We start from the raw sequence: 17,618 nt of genomic DNA on the forward strand, positions 1-17,618 counted from the left end.
AAGGCCGGGACCAAACCACCAGAGAGGTAGTCGAAATGCGTAGTCTGCTGAAAACCCTGATAGCATCGGGCACGGCGGCGTGCCTGCTTGCCGCCACACCTTCGTTCGCCGAGCAGAAGTTCATCACCATAGGCACCGGCGGAGTGACTGGCGTCTACTATGCCGTTGGCGGCGCCATTTGCCGGCTCATGAACAAGGACAGGCAGAAAACCGGCATACGCTGCTCGACCGAATCGACGGGCGGTTCGGTTTTCAACGTCAATTCGATCAATACCGGCGACCTCGATTTCGGCCTTACCCAGTCCGACGTGCAGTTTCAGGCTTATAACGGCGTCGGCAATTTCGACGGCAAGGCGGTGAAGGACCTGCGGGCGGTCTTCTCTGTCCACCCCGAACCTTTCACCGTCCTGGCGCGGCCGGATGCGGGAGTGAAGGTATTCGAGGATTTCAAGGGCAAGCGCTTCAATGTCGGCAATCCCGGGTCCGGCACGCGCTCCTCGATGGAGGAGTTGTTGAAGCAGATGGGCTGGACGCTGAAGGACTTTTCGCTCGCCGCGGAGCTCAAGGCCGATGAGCAGGGCAGTGCGCTTTGCGACAACAAGATCGACGGCTTCTTCTATGGCGTCGGCCATCCGTCTGCCGCGATTCAGGATCCGACGACCGCCTGCGGCGCCAAGCTCGTTCCGCTGACCGGCCCCGCCGTCGACGCGCTGGTGAAGGCGCACCCCTATTATTCGGTCGCGACCATCCCCGGCGGCATGTACGCCAACAATCCCGATCCGACGACGACGTTCGGCGTGCGCGCAACCGTGGTGACGAGCGGCAAGACCCCCGACGATGTGGTCTACGAAATGGTCAAGGCGGTTTTCGAGAACTTCGACGACTTCAAGAAGCTGCACCCTGCCTTCGCCAATCTCGACCCCAAGGAGATGGTCAAGGTCGGCCTCTCCGCCCCGCTGCATCCCGGCGCGGAGCGCTACTACAAGGAAAAGGGCTGGCTCTGAGCTTCAGGAGGGCCGGGCCGCCCGAGCGGCGGTCCGGCTGGAGAACCGAAAAGACCAAAATGAAAAACAAGATGGTCGAGGGGAGCAATGACAGACCGGTTCCGCAACGCAGGAGCACCTGAGGACGTCGATATCGACAGGCTGAACGAGATTGTCGCGGAAGCGGACACCGGCGGCCGCAAGCCGGCCGGGCTTGCCGCGCATCTGGTCCTGGCGGTTTCGCTGGCCTGGTCGCTGTTCCAGCTTTGGTACTCCTCGCCGATCCCCTACATGCTCGGTTTCGGTGTCGTCAGTGATGGGATTGCCCGCTCGATCCATCTGGCCTTTGCGATGTTCCTGGCGCTCGTCACCTTCCCCGCCTTCAAAAGCTCTTCACGCAGCCGCGTTCCGCTGCCTGACTGGGTGCTTGCCGCGGCCGGTGCCGCCGCGGCCCTTTACCTCGTCGTCTTCTACAGCGAGATCGCCGCGCGGCCCGGGCTTCCCACGACCGCCGACCTCGTCATCTCCATTGTCGGCATCGTGGTGTTGATGGAAGCCGCCCGGCGTGCCGTCGGCCCTGCCATCACCGTCGTCGCCGGGCTGATGCTGATTTACATCTTCGTCGGGCCCTACATGCCCGGCCTGCTGGCGCACAAGGGCGCGACGCTGTCGCGTGCCGCCTCGCAGATGTGGCTCACCTCCGAGGGCGTGTTTGGTGTCGCGCTTGGTGTTTCGACCAACGTCGTCTTCATGTTCGTGCTGTTTGGAACATTGCTCGAGCGAGCCGGGGCAGGTGGCTATTTCATCCTGCTTGCATTTTCCATCCTCGGCAAATATCGCGGCGGCCCCGCCAAGGCCGGGGTCGTCGCCTCGGGCCTGACGGGCATGATCTCTGGATCATCGATCGCCAATGTTGTCACCACTGGCACCTTCACAATTCCCCTGATGAAGCGCGTCGGCTACACGCCGGTCAAGGCCGGGGCCATCGAATGCGCGGCCGGCGTCAATGGGCAGATCATGCCGCCGGTGATGGGCGCTGCTGCCTTCCTCATCGCTGAATATGTCGGCATTTCCTACGCCGAGGTGGTCAAGCACGCCTTCTTTCCCGCCCTGCTGACCTACGGCTCACTTTTCTACATCGTCGACATCGAAGCGATGAAGATGGGATTGAAGGGCCTGCCGTCGCGTAGCCGCCATCCCGCCTTGCAAGGGGCACTGCGCTCGCTGATGGGCATCTGCGCCTTTGTCATCCTGGCCGGGCTCGTCTATTACGGCATCGGCTGGACCAAGACCGTCTTCGGCAGCGCCGCGACCTGGATCATCGTCGCCGCACTTGCCGTCGTCTATGTCGGCCTCGTCGCCTACAGGGCAAGGCACCCCGACCTGCCGCTGGACAGCCTCAAGGGCGATATTCGCGAGATACCGCATTTCGGCGAGACGGCGCGGACGGGGCTGCATTTCCTGCTGCCGGTGGTGCTCCTTATCTGGTGCTTGATGGTCGAGGAGCTTTCGCCCGGTCTCTCTGCTTTCTGGGGCTCCGCCGCCCTGATGGCATTGGTCGTCACGCAGCGCCCGCTGACGGCGTTCTTTCGCAAGCAAGATCTTGCGCCGCGCTGGCGCGAAGGTTTGGTGGATCTGGTCGAGGGGCTGTCGGCGGCCGCGCGAAACATGACCACGGTCGGCATCGCCACTGCGACGGCCGGCATCATCGTCGGCACGGTGCTCCTGACCGGCGTCGGGCTGGTGATGACCGAGCTAGTCGAATTCATCTCGGCCGGCAGCTTCATGGTGATGCTGCTGTTCACTGCGCTTATCTGCATCATTCTTGGCATGGGCATGCCGACCACGGCCAGCTATGTCGTTGTTGCCACGCTGATGGCGCCGGTGATGGTCGATCTCGCGGCGCAGAACGACCTGGCCGTGCCGCTGGTGGCCGTGCATCTCTTCGTCTTCTACTTCGGACTGATGGCCGATGTGACGCCGCCCGTCGGCCTTGCGGCGTACGCAGCGGCCGCGATTTCGGGCGCCGATCCGGTGAAGACCGGCTTTCAGGGTTTCAAATACGAAATCAGGACGGCGCTGTTGCCGTTCATCTTCATCTTCAACAACGGCCTGCTGATGATCGACATCCAGGGACCGCTGGATTTTGTCGTCGTCATAGCCACGTCCGCGCTGGCAATGGTGGCCTTCGTGGCGGTGACGCAGAACTGGTTCCTGGTTCGCAACCGGTGGTACGAGGCCATCGCGCTGTTGCTTATCTGCTTCACGCTGTTTCGGCCGGGCTATTGGCTCGATCTGCTCGATGAGCCCTTTGTTGCCAGACCTGTGTCGCAGTTGAACCAGACTGTCGATGCCACGCCTGCGGGTCAGGCGGTTCGTCTCAAGTTGAAGACGTTCAACATCAATGGTGACGAGATCGAGAAGCTGATCAGGCTCGATCTGGCCGAAGGCAAGAATGTGGCAGAGCGGCTGGAAAGCGCTGGACTGACGGTGAGCGCGCTTGGCGATACCATGACCGTCGGCATCGTGCGGCTCGGCAGCCAGGCGGCTAAGTGCGGCCTGCAGCCAGGCGACGAAATCATCGGCATCATGGTGCCGAACGACCGCCCGTCACGCTACTGGTTCGTGCTTCCAGCGTTGTTGCTGTTCGGGCTCGTTTTCTGGCTGCAGAGGCGTCGAAAAGCGCTTGGCCTACCGGCCAGGGCCGCGCCCTGAGGTGTCAGCCAGTCGGCTCCTGTCCGCCAGCGGCCTTGTCTGTCTCTCGCCAGGCATCGTGGCCGGCAAGGAAGCGGCCGCGTCGGAATTGCAGCGCGCTGAGTCCGAATAGTGCCCCAAGAACGGCCCACAGGAACGTGCTGAAAGTGAATGGACTGGTAAGCCAGTCCAGGAAAGGCACTGCATCGCCAGGCGCCGCGTAGGCGAGATAACCAAGACTGGTCGAGAGCGCTACGCCAGCACTCACAGCCAGGATTGTCTCAAGAATCGATCTCGTCACGGCGGGTAAGGGAACGCAAAAAAGCGCCCATTCAAGCGCAAGGCTATGAAATTCGATTCTTCCGGTCGCCTTGAGTGGCCAAAGCCGCATCTACCGGTCAATTGCCCCCGTACATGACTTTCGGCAGCCACACCACGATCGAGGGGAACACGATGCACAGGCCCACTCCGATCGCTTGCAGGCACAAGAACGGGACCGCGGACCTGAAGATTGTCCCCATCGAGATCTCCGGCGGCGCGACACTCTTCAGGTAAAACAGCGAATAGCCGAACGGCGGGCTGAGGAAAGCCATCTGCATGTTGACCATGAAAATGACGCCATACCAAAGCGGCACGTCTTCGGGAGTTACGCCGGCGAACCCGAACGCGCCGCCGAACTGAAGCGATTTTAGGATCGGCAGAAAGATCGGCACGGTCAGAAGGAGGATTCCCACCCAGTCCAGAAACATGCCGAGGACGAAAAGGATCACCATCATCAAAACAAGAACGCCATAGGGCGCGAGACCCGTTCCAAGAATGGAGTCGGCCACGAAGTTCTGCCCGCCCTTCAGGATGAAAAAGCCGACGAACATGGTGGCACCGAAGAATATCCACATGACCATCGCCGTAGCCTTCAGGGTCGATACGCTGGCGTCGCGGATTGTGCCCCAGGTCAGGCGCCGGTGTGCGGCGCAGACGATGAAAGCACCGAACGTACCGATGCCGGCGGCCTCGACAGGCGTGGCAATGCCCATGAAGATGACCCCGAGCACAAGCAGGATCAGCAGTATCGGCATGAAGGTACGGCGCAAAAGCTTGAGTTTTTCGGCGAAGGCGATGCGCTCGTTCGGCGGCAATGCTGGCCCGAGCTTCGGGTTGATGTAGCAGCGCGCCGTCACGTAAGCGACATACATCCCCGACAGCAGCAACCCGGGAAACACCGACCCGATCAAGAGTTCGCCTAGCGACTGCTGCGCGACGACTGCGTAGACGATCGCCATGACGGAAGGGGGTATGAGAATGCCAAGCGTTCCGCCGGCGAGAAGCGAGCCGCAGGCGAGCTTGGCGTCGTAGTTGCGGCGCAACATCGCGGGCAGCGCGATCATGCCCATCGTCACTTCCGTCGCCCCAACCACGCCCACCATGGCGGCCAGCAGCGTGCAGGAGATCACCGTGGCCGAGGCGAGCCCGCCCTTCAGCCCGCCCAGCCATTTGTAGACGACGTCGAACAGTTCCTCGATGATACCCGCCTTCTCGAGGATCGCGGCCATAAAGATGAAAAGCGGTACCGCCGAGAGCTGATAATCCGTCATGAACGGGAAGACCCGAGACGGCAGCATGTTCAGCATGGCCGAATTGCCGAACAGAAAGAGGAAGAGCACGGCAAGACTGCCGGTGCAAAAGGCCATCGGCAATCCGAGCAGCAGAAGTACGCCCAAGCCCCCGAACATCAATATGCTGAGCCACAGAATAGGAAGTTCGAGACCCATCGCTCAGCCGATCCTTCTGGTGGCAATGGCGATGTCGCGCATCAGCCGAGACAGACCTTGAAGCAATAACAGCGCCGCCCCGATGGGGATGGCGAGCTTTACCGGCCAGTATTGGATACCCCATTCGGTGAAGGAGCGCTCGCCAACCGCCATTGCGTCACTGGCAAAACGCCAGCCTGTGACGAGCATGGTGCCCGTGAACAGGAAAAAGAAGGCCGAGGTGATGATGTCGCAGATCGCACGACCGCGTTCCGAGAGGTGGCTGTAGACGATGTCCACCCTGACATGGGTTTCGTCGCGATAGGCATAGGCACCGGCCAGCATGTACTGGATGCCGAACATGAGAAACATGCTCTCATGCACCCAGTTAGTCGGCGAATTGAAAACGTAACGCGCCACGACCTCGTAATAGTAGGCGATGACCGCGAGGACCGCCCAGTAGGCGACCAACTCGCCTGTCACCCTGACCAGCCAGTCAACGGGCCGGAAGATAGCGAGCGGCCGCTTGACGGGTGTGGCGGGCACGTCGGTCACGAGCGGGTGAGCGTCGGTTGGGGCCGGTTGGCCTTCACGTTCGCGGGCGCGGCGAACCAGGCCGGGGATCAGAAAGATGTCGCCCACGAGAACGAGGCCGAGGAGAATTCCGGCAACTCGCGCAAGGCTCGTCGAACGGGCGAGCCCACCAATGGCGGCGGCGTTGTTGTCACGCGCGGTCGCCGCATCCGCGTCGGCCTTCACAAGGCGATCGGCGGCACCTGCCTTGCCGGATGCAACGTCCGCCTTGGCATGCGTCAAGGTCCGCTCGGCGTGCTCGGCCTGGGACCGTGCCAGCGACAATGTCTCGCGGCCCTCACGCACCTGACCACTCGTCCAAAGCACGGCCACGAAGAAGGGGATGAATAAGAATCCCCAGCGGCTCTTCAGGTAGAAACGGTGCATGCCGAGAAAACCGGCAGTGACCAGGAAGAAATAGGCGAGGAAGAGGTTGGCGCGACCAGCATTGCGTCGTGCCCGCTCGTGGTAGACAAAGAAAACCGCGGCAAGGGGAAAAAGCACGAGGCTCGACCAGTAGAGCCAGTGCGGCAGCACAAAAGTGAGTGAGGGCATCGGCGAACGCCTGTTGAAGAAGAGTGCGCCCGCCCCAGCCAGGACGGGCGCAGAGAGCCTCAAAGATTGATCGACAATCCCTGATACATGTCCGGCGTAACGTAACCGACGGTCGGGTTCTCCATCACCTCAAGCTGTAGCTTGAAGATGCGCGCCGCGTCCTTGTCCTTGTTGGCCCACTCGAACCATATCGGCACGGCGATTTCCTGGAACTTCTGCAGATCGTCTGGTCCTAGCCGATTGATTTCAATGCCGGCATCCAGGAACTTCTGCCAGGCCTCCATGTCGGCCTTCTGAATGGCTCCGAAATGGGTGTTGGAATAGACTTGGATTTCGTCTTCGACGAACTTCTTGAGATTGTCCGGGAGCTGGTTCCAGACATTCATGTTGACGGCAAAGTCCATCAGGTCGACAGGCTGGTATACCGACATCAGTCCGGGCGGGCCCATGGAAATATACTTGGTCACCTGCTGGAATCCGAGCGCCCAGTTCACCGCCGGGCCTGTGTAATCGGCAGCATCGATCGTGCCCTTCTCCAGCGCGGAGAACACCTCGCCGCCCGGCAGCAGCGTCGTCTTGGCGCCGGCCTTGGCGAATGTCTCGGCGATCATGCCGCCCGGCACGCGCAGCTTGAGGTCCCTGAAATCCTCGATCGAACGGATCGGCGTCTTAGAATGGATAATGTTCGGGCCGTGATGGATGCGGTTGACGTAGTAGAGACCTTGAGCGGCATAAAGGTCGCGTGCGGCCTGCAGGCCGCCCTTTGAATAGAAAAAGATGTCCCACTCGTGCGGGTAACGCAGCCCCATCGTGTAGGACGAAAGAAAAGCGGTAGCCGGAAGCTTGCCCGCCCAATAGAGCGAGAACGAGTTCATCGCTTCGAGAACGCCGTTCTTGACGCCGTCGAAAAGCTCGAAATCGCCAACGATGTCCTTGGCCTTGAATGGCTGGAATACGAGCTGGCCGCCCGTCTTGTCCTTGATGGTCCCACACCAGTTCTGAAAGGTTTCAAGTCCGACACCTGCCGGCCAAGAGGTCTGGATTTTCCAGGTAATGGTATCCGCCGCTCCAGCCTTGCGAACCCAGGGAGCCGCTACCGTCGCCGCCGTGAGCCCGGCGACAAGTCCGCTCGACTTCAAAAAGCTTCGCCTTGATTTGGAATGCGCTTCTCCGTCCATTGTCTTTCCTCCCTTTGCGGCAACGGACACATGGTGGACACGCCGCCGACCTCAAATGTTTAGACAATAACGCAAGGGACACCCTTTGCTGGCTGAGGCCTGCCTTCTCGTAATCGTTTCCGGCCGAGTCGCTAGCGCCGTCAAAGATGCGAAAGAAAGTCTGCAGCTTGTATGTAACATAGCACGACGCGAACTTTTCAACCATCACGCGTCCCAGCACACGCTTCCGGCGGCATTCTTCGGCTCGGATCTCGCCGATTGCCCGGCGCATCTGTAATGTTGCCGTGAACCTGTAACGACTGGCCGTGGCGGCACGAATAACGAACTGTTAGCTCATGCCCGGCTGCCGAGCCGGCCGTCCACCACGCTCACGGAGTAGGAAAAATGCTCGACCGCCGTATGTTTCTTATCGCCCTGGCCGTCCTATCAAGCCTCGCCTCCGCCCCGCCGGCGATGGCGGGCGATCGCATGGCCTATAACCAGCAGGCGTTCGAGGAAGCTCAGAAAGCCGGCAAGCCGATCCTGGTCGACATCAGCGCTTCATGGTGCCCGATCTGCAAGGCGCAGAAGAAGGTTTTAGCCAAATTGCTGCCCTCGGCCGACTATGCTGACTTGGCTGTTTTCGAAGTCGATTTCGATTCGCAGAAGGACATCGTCCGTGCGTTCGGCGCCCGCATGCAGAGCACACTCATCACCTTCAAGGGCAAAAGGGAGGTCGGCCGGCTCGTCGGCGTTACCAAGGCGGATGCAATCAAGCAATTGCTTGACAGCACGAGCTGAATAGCGGCGATGCTGCTCGGTCTCGGCCTCGTTCCTGGCAGGGCCATTGTCGACGCTGTCGCCCTGCGTGTTGCCGCTGATCCCGATCGTGCTGGGTGCCGCCGTCAGCCAGCATCGCTACGGCCCTGCGGCGCTGGCAGCCGGCCTGGCCAAATCCTTCACGGCGATCGCACTTTTCGTCGCTGCGATCGGCTTCTCCATAGGACTTAACGATGGCGTCTTTCGCAGCGCCGCTGCGGTGCTGATGCTCGTTCTCGGCGCAATGCTGGTAGTGCCGACATTACAGGCGCGCGCGGCGCTGGCCGCCGGCCCCGCCGGCAACTGGGTCGAGCAGCATTGTGGCGGGTTTTCGTCCATGGGCCTCTCGGGCCAGTTCAGCGTCGGTCTGCTGCTCGGCGCGGTGTGGAGCCCTTGCGTTGGTCCGACCCTCGGTGCGGCTTCCGTCTTTGCCGCGCAGGGCCATAATCTTGGCCAGGTGGCTGCGACCATGGTTCTGTTCGGCATCGGGGCGGCCCTGCCGCTGCTGACCCTCGGTATGCTGTCACGCGAAGCCCTGCTGCGCTGGCGGGACCGCATCGCCGGCGCCGGCGGCGGTCTGAAGATCGTCCTCGGCGCTATGCTCATCCTGACCGCCGCGGCGATCCTTTCTGGATTAGACAAGCGACTGGAAACCGTGCTGGTCGACGCCTCTCCCGAATGGCTGACGGCACTGACAACACAGTTCTGAAATTGCCCTCGGTGTCGGGCGGTGGCCCACCGTGAATCCCCGTGATCTATGGTATTTTCGGAAATTTATGATATTCCTGCAATATGCTCGCTAATGCTCCCGGCGCCACAGTATCGGACACGACCTATCGCCACATAAGGGCAGACATAATCTTTGGCCGGCTTGCACCTGGCGAGAAGCTCAAACTTGACAAGTTGAAAGGCCTTTATGGCGCCAGCGTTTCGACCCTGCGGGAGATCCTCAATCGCCTTTCTTCCGACGGACTTGTCGTCGCGGAGGGGCAGCGGGGTTTTGAGGTCGCGCCGGTCTCGCCCGAGGATCTCAAGGAGATTGCGGCGCTGCGGCTATTGCTGGAATGCCATGCGATGGAATTGTCTTTCGCCGGTGGCGACATGGATTGGGAGGGCAGGGTGGTGTCGGCCCATCACAAGCTGCATCAGATGGAAATCCGGATGATCGGCGGCGATCGGTCGGTCACCAAGGACTGGAAACGTTACGATTGGGAATTCCACCAGTCGCTGATCTCGGCCTGCGGTTCTCGCGCGCTGATGGAAACGCATGCGGCCGTTTTTGATAAATACTTACGATATCAAATGATTTCGCTGACCTTCCGCGGGCAGATCGCGGCCGACGAACACAAGCAATTGCTGGATGCGGCGCTGGCGCGGGATGTGGCGACCGCACAGGCAATCCTTCGCCGTCATGTCGAGGCCGGCGTGAAGCATGGCTTGACCGCCTGACCCGCCAGGTGGCGGCCTGCGCGCCACCGCAACCCGCTCGTGGACGCGCGCGCCTTCTGATGGCGGCGATTACCTTTTGGCGTGCAAAGCCAGCCTCGCCGCAATGAGAGCTGGCCCCAAGGAGCGTTTCCTGGATCGTCCTATGAAATTCGAAATCTCTGATGTCTATAATTTCATGGGTTGAAGCTCGGTTGGCGTCATGCAATGTTCCACTGTCGGGTCCGCGAGCGACGCAGCCCGCAACATGCATTCAGGGAGGAAAGCATGACTAGAACAATGGATCGCCGCAGGTTTCTCCGTGCCACCGCCTTGGCCGTCGCTGCGGCGGGCATTCCTGGCGTTCGAGCGACGAAGGCGCTCGCACAAGACAAGATCACACTGCGGCTGTCGTCACCGGCAACACCGGGCGACCAGCGAGCGGTGGCGCTGACCGAGGTTTTCGCACCCGCGGTCAACGGCTTCGCCACATTCGAGCCGCACTGGAACGCCGAATTGTTCAAGCAGGGCACCGAACTCGAGGCGATTGCCCGCGGCAACCTCGAAATGTCGATCACTTCGGCGCAGGAACTGGCGACGATCTACCCAGAATGGTCGATCTTCACCGCCGGTTACCTGCATCGCGACGCCGAGCACCAGAAGAAAGTCTTCGCTGCCGATTTCATGGAGCCGATGAAGAAGAAGGTCGAGGACGAGCTTGGCGTCAAGCTCCTGACAGTCATGTATCTCGGCCGCCGCCAGCTTAATCTGAGGACCGACAAGGAGATCAAGACGCCGGCCGATCTCGCCGGCGTGAAACTCAGAATGCCGGGTACGGACGCCTGGCAGTTCCTCGGCTCGGCGCTTGGCGCAAACCCGGTGCCGATCGCCTTCACCGAAATCTATACCGCACTGCAGACCGGCGCGATCGATGGCCAGGATAATCCATTGCCGACCGACAAGGATTCCAAATTCTACGAGGTCACCAAGCAGATCGTGCTGACCAGCCATCTGGTCGACCTGAACTACCTAGCTTTCTCCAAGAAGGTCTGGGACGGCCTGACGCCGGATCAGCAGGCGACGGTGCAGAAGGCGGCGGACGATGCCGCCGAATCCGGACGGCAGAAGCAGCTGAAGCTGGAGACCGAGCTCGAGCAGTTTTTCAAGGACAAGGGGTTGAAAGTTTACGCGCCTGATCTCGAGGCCTTCCGCAGCCATGTGCAGAAGGCCTATCTGGAATCGCAATTCGCCAAGGACTGGCCGGAAGGCATGGTCGACAAGATCAACGCTCTCTGACCAGGGGAAGACGGATGTCGGCAACCATCCGCTGGTTGCAGGCGCGGGCCGACAATGTGGCGGTGGCGTTGCTCGCGGCCATGTTCGGCGCCTTCATCCTGCAGATATTCACGCGCTACGTGATCAACGATCCCCTTGGGTGGACACTGGAGGTCTGCCTGACGACATGGCTGTGGCTGGTGTTCTGGAGTTCGGCATTCGTACTCACCGAGCGCGACCATGTGACGTTCGATCTGTTCTACCTGATCGCCAGTCGCCGCACGCAGCGTATCTTGGCGCTGATTTCGGCGGCGGCGATCGTTGCCGGATTCCTGGCGGCGCTGCCGGCGACATACGACTACATCACCTTCTACAAGATCAAGAAGAGCGCCACGCTGCGAATCCGGCTCGACGTCGTATTCAGCGTCTATGGCCTCTTCGCGGTCGCTGTCATCGTCCGATACGCCTTGCGCGCCTGGCAGCTTTTTCGCGGCGCCGCGCCGGAGCCGCATGACGAGGCAAGGCCGCTGTGACCGTCGCCTTCGCCCTTTGCCTGCTGGCGCTGTTCGTCCTTGCCGGGATCGGCACCCCCGTCGCCTATTCCATGATCCTGGCGGCGATTGTCTATCTCGCGGTGAAGGGCCAGGATCTGGGACTTGCCGCCGAACAGATCATCCAGGGCCTCTATGACGGGTTCATCATCCTGGCCGTACCGTTATTCATTGCCGCCGCCAATATCATGAATGCCGGCACGATCAGCGAGCGCTTGCTGCAATTCTGCATGGCGATCGTTGGCCGCCTGCGGGGCGGGCTCGGATACGTCAATGTCGTCGCCAATCTTATCTTTTCCGGCATGTCCGGCTCGGCGGTCGCCGATGCCGCGGGCCTCGGCAAGATCATCATCGAAATGATGACCAGGAACGGCCGCTATCCGCGCGGCTACGCCGCGGCCATCACCGCGGCTGCTTCGACCATCGGGCCGATCATCCCGCCGTCGATCCCGATGGTGATGTACGCGCTGGTTTCCGGCGCCTCGATAGGCTTTCTGTTTCTCGGCGGTATTCTGCCCGGTCTGCTGATGGGCGCTGTGCTGATCGGCCTCAACGCATGGCTGGCGCGAAAGCGTGATTTCGCCGTCGAGGAAGCGGTGCCGCTGCGCAAACTGCCTAAAGTGACGCTCAACGCGTTTCCTGCGCTCTTGATGCCAGTGATCCTGCTCTACGGCATCTACGGTGGCGCGACCACGCCGACCGAGGCCGCCGCGGTGGCTGCCGCCTACGCGTTGATCCTTGCCGGCGTCTTCTATCGCGCGCTGAGCTGGCGCAACCTCTATGCGATCCTCTCCGAAAGCGCGCGCTCGTCGGCCGCAATCGGGTTGGTGATCGGCGGCGCGCTGATCTTCAACTACATCGTTGCCAGCGAGAACATTCCCGCGCAATTGGCCTCCTCGCTGCAAGGTCTCAACATTGCGCCGCTCGCCTTCATGTTCCTGGTCAATGTCCTGCTGCTGCTGCTCGGCTGCCTGCTCGACGCATCGACGATCATCCTCGTCATCGTCCCGCTGTTCATCCCGACCTGCCGGCTGCTCGGGATCGATCTGGTGCATTTCGGCGTCGTCGTGGTGGTCAACACCATGATCGGGCTGATCACACCGCCCTATGGGGTTGTGCTCTTCGTCATCAATGCAACGACGCGCATTCCGCTGCGCGAAATTATCAGTGAGATCTGGCTGTTCATCGGCGTGCTGGTCTTCGCGCTGCTGCTGATGATGCTATTTCCGGAGATCGTGCTGTGGCTACCGAGGCAGTTCGGATACCAGGGATGAGCACGGCTTCGCAGGATATCCGGAGCTCCGGCCTGGCCGATCCGGTCAGGCTTGGGCTGATCGGCGACAACATCAAGCGCTCGCGCTCGCCGGACCTGCATCGTCTCGCCGGCCGGCTCAGCGGCCTCGACGTCAGCTACGACCTCTTCATCCCGCGCGACATGGGCAAGGATTTCGATGCCGTGTTCGATGCCTGCCGTGACAGCGGCATTCGCGGGTTAAACGTCACTTATCCCTACAAAGAGGCGGTGGTTTCAAGGCTGCGGATCGACGACGAGCTGACCAGGCGCATCGGGTCGGTCAATACGGTGGTGTTCGGGCCGCACGGCCCGAACGGATACAACACCGATCATACGGGTTTCATCGCCGCCTATCGCGAGGCGTTCGGCGTTCTGGCGCCGGGCAACGTCGTCGTCATCGGAGCCGGTGGCGTCGGCAAGGCCGTGGCCTTCGGGCTGCTTGCGCTTGGGGCCGAAGCTCTGATCATCATCGACAACGATGCCGGAAAGGCGCGATCACTCGCCGCCGCGATCTCGGCAGTCTCCGAGGGCGCCGTCAAAACGTCATCCGGCGATGATATCTGCTCGGTGATGGACGGCGCGGAAGGCATCGTCAACTGCACGCCGCTCGGCATGATCGGCTATCCGGGATCTCCGGTGCCGGTGGGATTGCTCGGGTCGCAGCGATGGGCGTTCGATGCCGTCTATACGCCGGTCGACACGATGTTCAAACAGCAGGCGGAGGTGGCGGGCCTCAAGGTGCTCAGCGGCTACGAACTCTTCTTCCATCAAGGAATTGACGCCTTCCGCATCTTCACCGGGCGGACCCCGGTCGATCTCGGCGCTCTGCGGAAAATGCTTCTCGAAACATCTCCCAACTGACCAAGGATATCCCCAGTGCTCGACAATCATCCCATGCGCAAGAAGATCGGTGTCAGCGCGGCGCTGACAACGCCGTTCGATGATAAAGGCGCAATCGACTGGCCGCGCTTCGCCTCCCACGCCAGACACCTGCTCGGTCAAGGCATGAGGGTGGTGACTGCGTTCGGCACGACCGGCGAAGGCATTTCCATTTCGGCCTCGGCCCGCGCTCCGCTCTACGAGCGCATGGCCACTGCCGGGATCGACGCCGGCAGCCTAGTCGAATGCGTCTACGGGCCGTCGTCGCAGGACGCCGGGGACCACGTCAGGCGATCGCTCGATGGGGGTTGCGGCGGCATCCTGCTGACGCCGCCTTTCTATTTCAAGCAGCCGACCGAAGAAGGTGTCTATCGCTGGTTTGCGGAGGTGCTGGAGCGCGCGGGCCCGGCCGGCCGCGACGTCATCCTCTACAACATCCCGGGGCTGACCGGCGTGCACATCGGCCCCAAGCTCGTTGCGCGCCTGCGCATCGCTTTTCCGAACCTCATTGCCGGCGTCAAGGATTCCAGCGGTGATTGGAACCAGACCACGGCGCTGCTTGCCGAACATCGCGACCTCGCCATTCTCGTCGGCCATGAAGGCCATCTGGCCAAGGCGGTTAGGCAGGGCGCCAGCGGCGCAATCAGCGGCGTGGCCAATTTCGCCCCGGCGTTGGTGGCGAAGCTGGTACGCGGCAAAGACGATCCGTTGATCGATGCCTTGCTCGACAGGCTGCTCAAGCTGCCCGTCGTGCCGGCAGTCAAGGCGATCTTGGCGGCGCAAACCGGTGACGTCGTCTGGTCGCGGGTCCGCGCTCCGCTGGAACCGGTCGAAGAGGCAAGCGGTTTGAAGGCTTGCAAGGAAATGGCGGCGATGGTTTCAGCCGAGATGACGGATCAAGCCGTGACGGCGACATGAAGACTTCGATCGCGACGGTCTCCATCAGCGGCGATTTGCGGAAAAGCTTTGCGCGATCGCAGCAGCGGCGTTGCCGCCGACCGACGGCGCAGAGCCCTTCCTGGTAACGGCTGCCCTCGGCGGACATGCAGAGTTCCAGCAGGGCGCGCGCCGCTGGCGAAATCCACAAGCACATAGCCATGGTCGAGGATATCCGGCGTTTCGCCGCCACAGCGTTCGTCGAGATGGTTCACGGCCTGTCCCGCGCTCGCCATGACGCGGAACGGTCGGAAGCCGCCGGTCCGATTTCATCTCCCAAATCCACCGCGCTCATAACCTTGGTTGACATCCATTCATCAGCCTTTTTGTGGGAGAAGACAGAGACAACGCCTGTATTGAAAATTTAGTCCTCCTCCCGGCCCTTAGGTCCGCCAGACCATACGAGATCATACGAAGGATATGGGTTGGCTAACCATCCGCTAAACCATTGCTTTTTCTCTATAATCTCCCACCCTCGGCGACTAACATAATCGTTATTTGTCAATGGGTTACGAAGCGGTTCGCCCAAATTGATTCAAGAAGCTGATCCAGCCACTCGTTTCATCTTCTACCGAATGGCAGCGTTGCGCCCAATTCCCGCCAATCGCCTGCAAGTTGGTGCCGCTTCGAAGCAGACATTAGCTCCGAGCACCCGCGGGTCGATGCGTTCAGGAGCATCCGAGCCGTTAGGCGCTCGGAACCGTGGCAGGCAGTTCACACATTGCCTATGGTAGTTATCGGCCTACTGGGCCCGATAGGCCGGTTCGCGCATTTGTCAGATGGCTATTCTGGTAAACCAGCCTTACGAAGCCCGTCGACATAGAGGTCCAGCATCCAGGAGTGCCGAAATGTGCTCCTGCGTGATCGGGACAAGCTTGACCCCGGATGCGCTTCAAGAAGCTCGGCTATCACCATCCCAGCTTCATCGAGCCGGCCGAGGTGAGCCAGTGCCGCTGCGAGGTAGCGGCGGGCAATATGGTAATGTGGGTGCTCACTGAGCACGCGCCTTGCCCAGTACGCAGCCGTTTCAAATTCGCGATTGAAGAAGTGCGCCGAGGCCAGACCGCCCATGGTCTGGAAACTGCGAGGGTCAATCGGATTGATCCGGCGAGCTGCCTCAAACAGCTCGATGGCGCGGTGGGTCTCTCCGCCGTAGCCGAGTGCGCTCCCGCAATTTTTCAAGACAAAGATCGAGTTCGGATTAAGTTGGAGCGCCGCCGCGGCCAGCTCTTCCGATCGTTCGAACGAACCTCCGAATAGTGCCTCGGCAAAGGCACCTGTGGCGAGTGCCTCAGCGCTGGCGTTGTCCAGACGCGCCGCTCGGCGGGATAGTTCCAAGGCCTGTGCCATAGCCTCCGTCAAGGGTTTCCAGCCGTTCAGGCCCGAGTGTCCTATGCTGGTGGCCAGGAGGGCGATTGCCTCAGCATAATCTGGATCTCGATCGATGGCCTGACGCAACAACGCTTCGCCACGCTCAAAGCTCGCCGCGCTGTGCTCATTCAACTCCGCAACGGCCCGGAGGTAGAGGTCATAGGCAGTGAGGTCGCTGGTTGGCTTGGTGCGCGCTCGCGTAATCTCTGCCAGGCGAAGTTTCGGCTCCACCGCTCGCGCTATGCTCTCCGTCAGCCGATCCTGAAGATTGAAGATGTCCGCGACGCTGCCGTCAAACCGATCCGACCATATGAGAATACCCGTAACGGCTTCGATCAGTTGGCAGCTGAGACGGATCTGTTCTCCGGCCCGACGTAAGCTGCCTTCCAGCACATAGCGCACGCCCAGCTCGCGGCCGACTTGGTTGAGCTCAATCTTGCGGTCCCGATATGTGAAGCTGGAACTGGTGGCGATTACGAACAGCCAACGAAGTCGGGATAGTGCTCGGACGAGATCCTCGACCACTCCGTCGACGAAATAATCCTGAGCAGGATCGCCGCTCTGGTTGGCAAAAGGGAGAATCGCAAGCGAAGGCTTGTCCGGAAGAGGAGGCGCTTTTTCTACCCGACTCGGATTCTTCAAAGAGACGTCAGCAAGCCTAAGTGCGTAGACCCGGAGGGGCTCCTCGATGTTCTTAACCTGCTTTGATCCAAGATCCTCGAAAGCAAATGGCACGCTGTTGCGGACGTGCTCGTATGCCATCGCCGACAGGCAGACGCCCCCGGGCAGGGAGAGTCCCTCCAAGCGAGCGGCCACGTTCACTCCATCGCCCAACAGGTCAGCGCCCCGAATGAATACATCCCCCACGTGGATGCCGATCCGGAACTCCATACGCTTTCCTTCTGGAAGCTCGCGGTTCTCAGTGGCCAGTAGCCTCTGAACGGCAGCGGCACATTGTACCGCATCGACTGCGCTTGGAAATGCTGCCAGCACACTGTCTCCAGCGGTATTGGCTATGCTTCCGCCATGCTCCCCAATGAGACTGTCCATTACTTCGCGACGAGCAGTCAGCAGACGAAACGTACCGATCTCATCCGCCCGCATGAGTCGAGAATAGTCGGCCACGTCGGCGGCTAGAATTGCGGCTAGTCGCCGTTCGGTTCGCTTGTCCGTGTTCACGCGACGGTCGCTCCTTCGAGGAAGTGATAAGAGCTAGGCATAAAGCCGACAAACGGATTGCACCAGAACGTTTAGATGACTGCTAATTGACGATGATGGCACGCCGTTTCAACCAGGCCAAGCGACGGCACGTGGGGCAGCTGTTTGGGCTACTGCGCGTCGATCCCCCCTCCGAGGCC

The 17,618-nt window shown here is 61.0% G+C and carries 15 protein-coding genes; 11 read left to right on the top strand and 4 right to left on the bottom strand.

The genetic code is table 11. The features are described from left to right. The first annotated feature begins 35 nt into the window (after positions 1 to 35). Positions 36 to 1,004, top strand: coding sequence for a TAXI family TRAP transporter solute-binding subunit (locus ACWGTO_RS09785; protein WP_454574647.1), 969 nt, complete (start codon positions 36 to 38; stop codon positions 1,002 to 1,004). A gap of 87 nt (positions 1,005 to 1,091) precedes the next feature. After that, a complete protein-coding gene (locus tag ACWGTO_RS09790; RefSeq protein WP_454574648.1) occupies positions 1,092 to 3,698 on the top strand; it encodes a TRAP transporter permease in 2,607 nt (868 codons plus the stop codon). A gap of 377 nt (positions 3,699 to 4,075) precedes the next feature. Here ACWGTO_RS09790 and ACWGTO_RS09795 read toward each other — a convergent pair whose 3' ends face one another. Genes ACWGTO_RS09795 through dctP form a run of 3 tightly spaced genes read right to left on the bottom strand, consistent with a single transcriptional unit; the run spans position 4,076 to position 7,731 of the window. Continuing rightward, positions 4,076 to 5,446, bottom strand: a complete 1,371-nt coding sequence (locus tag ACWGTO_RS09795; protein ID WP_454574649.1) for a TRAP transporter large permease — start codon at positions 5,444 to 5,446, stop codon at positions 4,076 to 4,078. A 3-nt stretch (positions 5,447 to 5,449) separates the two neighbouring features. Next, positions 5,450 to 6,553: a TRAP transporter small permease subunit gene (locus ACWGTO_RS09800; protein ID WP_454574650.1), complete on the bottom strand. Its 1,104-nt coding sequence runs from the start codon at positions 6,551 to 6,553 to the stop codon at positions 5,450 to 5,452. Positions 6,554 to 6,612: 59 nt separating this feature from the next. After that, entirely contained in the window at positions 6,613 to 7,731 is a 1,119-nt protein-coding gene (gene dctP, locus ACWGTO_RS09805) for a TRAP transporter substrate-binding protein DctP (RefSeq protein WP_454574651.1), read from the bottom strand. 384 nt (positions 7,732 to 8,115) lie between these two features. On the opposite strand from dctP, the gene ACWGTO_RS09810 reads away from it, so the two are divergent. The 9 genes from ACWGTO_RS09810 (at position 8,116) to ACWGTO_RS09850 (ending at position 15,257) form a co-directional block, all read left to right on the top strand. Continuing rightward, positions 8,116 to 8,511, top strand: a complete 396-nt coding sequence (locus ACWGTO_RS09810; RefSeq protein WP_454574652.1) for a thioredoxin family protein — start codon at positions 8,116 to 8,118, stop codon at positions 8,509 to 8,511. 46 nt (positions 8,512 to 8,557) lie between these two features. Next, positions 8,558 to 9,238: a cytochrome c biogenesis CcdA family protein gene (locus tag ACWGTO_RS09815; protein ID WP_454574653.1), complete on the top strand. Its 681-nt coding sequence runs from the start codon at positions 8,558 to 8,560 to the stop codon at positions 9,236 to 9,238. A gap of 83 nt (positions 9,239 to 9,321) precedes the next feature. After that, positions 9,322 to 9,978, top strand: a complete 657-nt coding sequence (locus ACWGTO_RS09820) for a GntR family transcriptional regulator (protein WP_454574654.1) — start codon at positions 9,322 to 9,324, stop codon at positions 9,976 to 9,978. A gap of 264 nt (positions 9,979 to 10,242) precedes the next feature. Next, a complete protein-coding gene (locus tag ACWGTO_RS09825) occupies positions 10,243 to 11,250 on the top strand; it encodes a sialic acid TRAP transporter substrate-binding protein SiaP (protein ID WP_454574655.1) in 1,008 nt (335 codons plus the stop codon). A gap of 14 nt (positions 11,251 to 11,264) precedes the next feature. Beyond that, entirely contained in the window at positions 11,265 to 11,762 is a 498-nt protein-coding gene (locus tag ACWGTO_RS09830; protein ID WP_454574656.1) for a TRAP transporter small permease, read from the top strand. Next, positions 11,759 to 13,054: a TRAP transporter large permease gene (locus ACWGTO_RS09835; RefSeq protein WP_454574657.1), complete on the top strand. Its 1,296-nt coding sequence runs from the start codon at positions 11,759 to 11,761 to the stop codon at positions 13,052 to 13,054. The genes ACWGTO_RS09830 and ACWGTO_RS09835 overlap by 4 nt, the downstream gene beginning before the upstream one ends. After that, entirely contained in the window at positions 13,051 to 13,935 is an 885-nt protein-coding gene (locus ACWGTO_RS09840; protein WP_454574658.1) for a shikimate dehydrogenase family protein, read from the top strand. The genes ACWGTO_RS09835 and ACWGTO_RS09840 overlap by 4 nt, the downstream gene beginning before the upstream one ends. Before the next feature lie 15 nt (positions 13,936 to 13,950). After that, positions 13,951 to 14,871 (top strand): dihydrodipicolinate synthase family protein, encoded by a 921-nt coding sequence (locus tag ACWGTO_RS09845; protein WP_454574659.1) that lies wholly within the window; start codon positions 13,951 to 13,953, stop codon positions 14,869 to 14,871. A gap of 179 nt (positions 14,872 to 15,050) precedes the next feature. Further along, positions 15,051 to 15,257: a hypothetical protein gene (locus tag ACWGTO_RS09850; protein WP_454574660.1), complete on the top strand. Its 207-nt coding sequence runs from the start codon at positions 15,051 to 15,053 to the stop codon at positions 15,255 to 15,257. Positions 15,258 to 15,672: 415 nt separating this feature from the next. On the opposite strand, the gene ACWGTO_RS09855 is transcribed toward ACWGTO_RS09850, so the two are convergent. Next, complete coding sequence (locus tag ACWGTO_RS09855; protein ID WP_454574661.1) at positions 15,673 to 17,439, bottom strand: adenylate/guanylate cyclase domain-containing protein; 1,767 nt, start codon at positions 17,437 to 17,439, stop codon at positions 15,673 to 15,675. Positions 17,440 to 17,618: the final 179 nt, after the last annotated feature.

This window comes from Mesorhizobium sp. PL10, assembly GCF_053714315.1.

Bases quoted from the DNA above. Each gene is read 5' to 3' on its own strand.
- ACWGTO_RS09795 (WP_454574649.1), bottom strand. From the start codon at position 5,446: ATGGGTCTCGAACTTCCTATTCTGTGGCTCAGCATATTGATGTTCGGG.
- dctP (WP_454574651.1), bottom strand. From the start codon at position 7,731: ATGGACGGAGAAGCGCATTCCAAATCAAGGCGAAGCTTTTTGAAGTCG.
- ACWGTO_RS09850 (WP_454574660.1), top strand. From the start codon at position 15,051: ATGGTCGAGGATATCCGGCGTTTCGCCGCCACAGCGTTCGTCGAGATG.
- ACWGTO_RS09820 (WP_454574654.1), top strand. From the start codon at position 9,322: ATGCTCGCTAATGCTCCCGGCGCCACAGTATCGGACACGACCTATCGC.
- ACWGTO_RS09790 (WP_454574648.1), top strand. From the start codon at position 1,092: ATGACAGACCGGTTCCGCAACGCAGGAGCACCTGAGGACGTCGATATC.
- ACWGTO_RS09840 (WP_454574658.1), top strand. From the start codon at position 13,051: ATGAGCACGGCTTCGCAGGATATCCGGAGCTCCGGCCTGGCCGATCCG.
- ACWGTO_RS09810 (WP_454574652.1), top strand. From the start codon at position 8,116: ATGCTCGACCGCCGTATGTTTCTTATCGCCCTGGCCGTCCTATCAAGC.
- ACWGTO_RS09800 (WP_454574650.1), bottom strand. From the start codon at position 6,553: ATGCCCTCACTCACTTTTGTGCTGCCGCACTGGCTCTACTGGTCGAGC.
- ACWGTO_RS09830 (WP_454574656.1), top strand. From the start codon at position 11,265: ATGTCGGCAACCATCCGCTGGTTGCAGGCGCGGGCCGACAATGTGGCG.
- ACWGTO_RS09825 (WP_454574655.1), top strand. From the start codon at position 10,243: ATGACTAGAACAATGGATCGCCGCAGGTTTCTCCGTGCCACCGCCTTG.
- ACWGTO_RS09785 (WP_454574647.1), top strand. From the start codon at position 36: ATGCGTAGTCTGCTGAAAACCCTGATAGCATCGGGCACGGCGGCGTGC.